Annotated in this window: 3 protein-coding genes and 1 pseudogene; 1 reads left to right on the top strand and 3 read right to left on the bottom strand. The window is 32.4% G+C overall.

The features are described from left to right. Nucleotides 1–94: 94 nt before the first annotated feature. Genes ACP5FO_RS08470 through ACP5FO_RS08460 form a run of 3 tightly spaced genes read right to left on the bottom strand, consistent with a single transcriptional unit; the run spans nucleotide 95 to nucleotide 3,155 of the window. On the bottom strand, nucleotides 95–1,204 hold the full coding sequence (locus ACP5FO_RS08470) for a threonine synthase (protein WP_287006444.1): 1,110 nt from the start codon (nucleotides 1,202–1,204) through the stop codon (nucleotides 95–97). 2 nt (nucleotides 1,205–1,206) lie between these two features. Continuing rightward, nucleotides 1,207–1,902, bottom strand: coding sequence for an aspartate/glutamate racemase family protein (locus ACP5FO_RS08465; protein WP_287006442.1), 696 nt, complete (start codon nucleotides 1,900–1,902; stop codon nucleotides 1,207–1,209). Beyond that, complete coding sequence (locus ACP5FO_RS08460) at nucleotides 1,893–3,155, bottom strand: dicarboxylate/amino acid:cation symporter (protein WP_428110823.1); 1,263 nt, start codon at nucleotides 3,153–3,155, stop codon at nucleotides 1,893–1,895. Before ACP5FO_RS08460 ends, ACP5FO_RS08465 begins: the two co-directional genes overlap by 10 nt. A 442-nt stretch (nucleotides 3,156–3,597) precedes the next feature. On the opposite strand from ACP5FO_RS08460, the pseudogene ACP5FO_RS08455 reads away from it, so the two are divergent. Beyond that, nucleotides 3,598–4,021 (top strand): annotated as a pseudogene (locus tag ACP5FO_RS08455) (transposase); the annotation flags it as partial.

Raw genomic sequence — 4,021 nt, 5'->3', positions numbered from 1 at the left:
GAAGACCAGGCTGCCTCATTTTGAAAAGTCATTGTTGCCTCCTTTAAAAAGCTTTCCTCAATTAGTTATTATTGATAAAATGATGGAATTAAATTTACATAAATTCACTAATTATTTTTTGTATCTTGTCATTTGATTTTAACCCAAATCCAGTTAAAACAACTAAACTTTTACCACACGGCTTGTATTTTAAAAAACCAGCTAAAGCGCTGGCAGACGTAGGCTCAATATAAAAACCGTCCAAAGATAAACGAATTAAAGCATCTTTGATTTCTTGCTCATTAACTGTTATTACATCTCCATTAGTCTTTTTTATAATATCTATGATTTGGTTTGAACGAATAGGTTCATTAATAGCAATTCCTTCTGCTAATGTGTATTTTTCTTCGACTTTTTGTGGCGCTTTTAAGTTTTCTTTATATTGTTTAAAAATTGGCGCACAATTCTCGGATTGAATAGCAATTAATTTTGGCAGATTATCTATGTAACCATTTTGAGCAAGATCCATAAACCCCAAATAAACACCAATGAACATGGTTCCATTGCCCGTTGGTATAAAAATGTAATCTGGAATCGAGTCATTCAATTGCTCAAAAACCTCAAAAGCAAGTGTTTTTGTACCTTGAAAAAAGAATGGGTTGTAAGTATGACTTGCATAATAAGTATTTTTTGCATCTTGTAGGGCTTTTTGTGCAGTTTGTAGGCGATTTCCATTTACTATATTTAGTTTAGCACCATATGCTTTGACTTGCGTTAATTTTGCAATGGATGTATCTTGCGGTACATATATTTCACATTCTATTTTCGCTTTTGCACAATAAGCAGCTATTGCGCATCCTGCGTTTCCAGAAGAATCTTCAATAACTTTTTTCACACCAATTTCATTTGCTTTGCTTATAAGAACGCTGGCTCCTCTATCTTTATAAGAGCCTGTTGGAAAAAAATAATCTAATTTCAATAAAACATTACCAGAACTAGTTGAATAATCTACAATAGGCGTAAAACCTTCATTAAAAGAAACTATATTGATATCATTTTCTATAGGTATAGCTTCTCTATAGCGCCACATTGTTGGTGGTCTTCTCTTGATTTCATTAAAATTAAGGATAGCCTTAAAATCAATGTCCAATAAACCAGAACATTCACATTGCCAGACAGATTCATTCATTGAATATTTTTTTCCGCATTTGTTACATAAGAGCATATTTACTCCCTACAAAATTTTACAACATTTTTTGCTAAACAATCCGTGGCATCAATTATTTGAATGTGCTCTTGTTTGTATGGTATCAAGATAGGAATTTCAGTGCATGCTGCAATCAATAAATCAAATTTGTTTTTTACTATATTACTTAAAGCTTTATTAAATGTTTCTATCCCGGAATTTATTGAGTTTGCTTTCACATCGTATATAGCTTTCATGAGTAAGCTTTGCGTGGTTTCATCAAAATTTTCAATTTTTACACCGTTTTTCTCAAAAAAATCATGATAAACCCTGCCAAGTAATGTTCCATCTGTTGCTAAAATTCCTAACTTGGTAAAATGGTATCTTTTTATTTCATTAAAAGCAGATTCAACAATACTTATAAAAGGCTTATCAATATTTTTTCTTAATTCATTAATAAAATAATGTGCTGTATTACATGGCATGCAGTAAACATCAATGTTAAAACCTTTTTTTAGATTATTCGCAGATTCTAAAAGATAAGGCAAAGGATTTTCTCCTTCACCCTTTAAGTATTTGGTTCTATCTGGTATCTGAGCGTAACTATCAATAACTACATGCAGATTTTCTTGATCATTTTTTGCATTAGTGTGTTTAATAATTTTTGAGTATAAATCTATCGTTGCAAGCGGACCCATGCCACCTATAATGCCTACAATTTTTGCTTTTAATTCCATTTTGACATATCTATTTCATTTTCAAGCTTTGCTACAAATGTAGTGGCAGTTAGATCACCAAGAACGTTTGTTGCAGTTCTTGCCATGTCAAGTAAGGCGTCGATACCAAAAATCATGGCATAGGCAAGTGTTTCTGGTCTTCCAGGTTCTACTTTTAAGCCAACGGAATTTAATACTAAAAGTAGCATAATAGCGCCCGCTGCAGGTACACCAGCTGTACCAATTGAGGCTAAAATTGCTGTTAATATAACTATCAGCTGTTGTGTTAAAGTTAAGTGAAGACCTATAGCTTGAGCTACAAACAAAGCACATACACCTTCGTATAAGGTTGTACCATCCATATTAAATTTTGCACCAAGCGGTAACGTAAAAGCGCTAACTGCTTCAGAGATGCCCATCTTTTCTTGAGCTGTAGCGATTGTAACAGGCAGTGTAGCATCGGAGCTTCTTGTTGTAAATGCCATCAAAAATGGTTCTTGAGCTTTTTTCAAAAATTTCCAGAAATTTACTTTTAATAGACTTAGCGTGCCACCATAAAATATAATAATCTGGAATATTAGCGCTATATATACAACTAAAACTACATAAGCAAGCGGTCCTACTGCTTTTGGTCCTACTGTCCCAATCGTGTAAGCCATTAATGCAAAAACACCTATGGGCGCATATTCTAATATCCACCTTATCATTTTAAAAATTACTTCTGTAGAACTGTGGAATACTTGAAATAGCGTTTCTCCAGATGCTTTCAATTTTTCATTGCTGCTATCTCTAACAAAAGCCAAAGCAATGCCAAATAATAAACTAAAAAATACTATGGGTAATATATCACCTTTAGCCATAGCTTCAATAAAATTAGTAGGTACAATATTAAGTAAAACATCGATAATAGATGGCGCTTGAAGGTGTTTTAATGTTATAGGGTGAGAGCCTTGAAGGTTTAATCCGACACCAGGAGCAAAAATGTTACCAGCTAATAATCCTATTGTAGTTGCAAAAGCCAGTGCAATAAAGTAATAAATAAATACTTTAATACCAATTTTACCCAATCTTGCAGGTTCAATGTTTGATGCACCAGAAACAAGCGTTAAAATGATCACAGGCACTATAATCATCTTTAAAAGTCTCACAAATAATTCACCAAAAGGTTTTAAATAAATTACTTTATCCTTTAATATAAGGCCTGCAAAAACACCAAGGATCAAACCAATAAGTACTCTCAATGGCAAATTAGCTTTAAAATACCATTTAAGCATAAAACCTCCTTAATTCTCCTCACATTAAATAAATATATAATTATATTTTAACTAAAAGTCAATAGAAAAATTATACAAAAAGAATTGTTTAAATTGATGTGCTAGTTTTATGTAAAATGTAAACTAAAATTAAGTCAACTAAAATTGAGCCAGGAAGGCCAACAAGAATTGAGCCACCTTAATTAAAATGACCTGCCAGTAAAATTGTAATAATACTTCAATTTTACTGGCTATATAGGGTTTGTTTACAAGGCTATATGCAGTCAAGTGTGTGTTTTTATTTTTTTGTCTAAGATAATTATTTGTGGCGTCAACAAAATAATAATGAATAATAGTGCCAAATAATTTAAGAAGTAAATACACAATAAAGACTTATTAATAAGCAAAATCATGGGCAGCTCAATTTATCTGGCCACTGTGGCTCAATTTTAGTTAACTTTTTACAGGCTTCATTGATGCAATAGCTACAGTATTTCCAAACACAAAAGTAAACTTTTGCATAATACAACAAATAAGAAACTCTCTAAAATACATCGTATCAAAAGATCGAAAAGATTTTATTAAAGACTTAAAGCTAGTCTACAAATCTTCCTCAAAAGAACAAGCCGAGTTTAAACTCTCAAACTTGGAAGCCAAATGGGCAAAGAAATACCCTACGGTTATTAAATCCTGGAAAGACAAATGGGAGAATTTGTCAAACTACTTTAAATACCCCGATCAAATAAGGCCATTGTGTATACAACAAACATCATAGAATCCGTACACAGGCAGTTCAGAAAGCCTACAAAAAACCAAAGGAGCTTTTCCAAGCCAGGACAGTTTAATAAAACTGCTCTGGCTTGGAATACAAAAGCTTTTCAAGAAAT

It is taken from the genome of Desulfurella sp. (assembly GCF_049977265.1).
Classification (GTDB): Bacteria; Campylobacterota_A; Desulfurellia; order Desulfurellales; family Desulfurellaceae; genus Desulfurella.
This window is presented reverse-complemented; position numbering and strand designations above follow the sequence as displayed.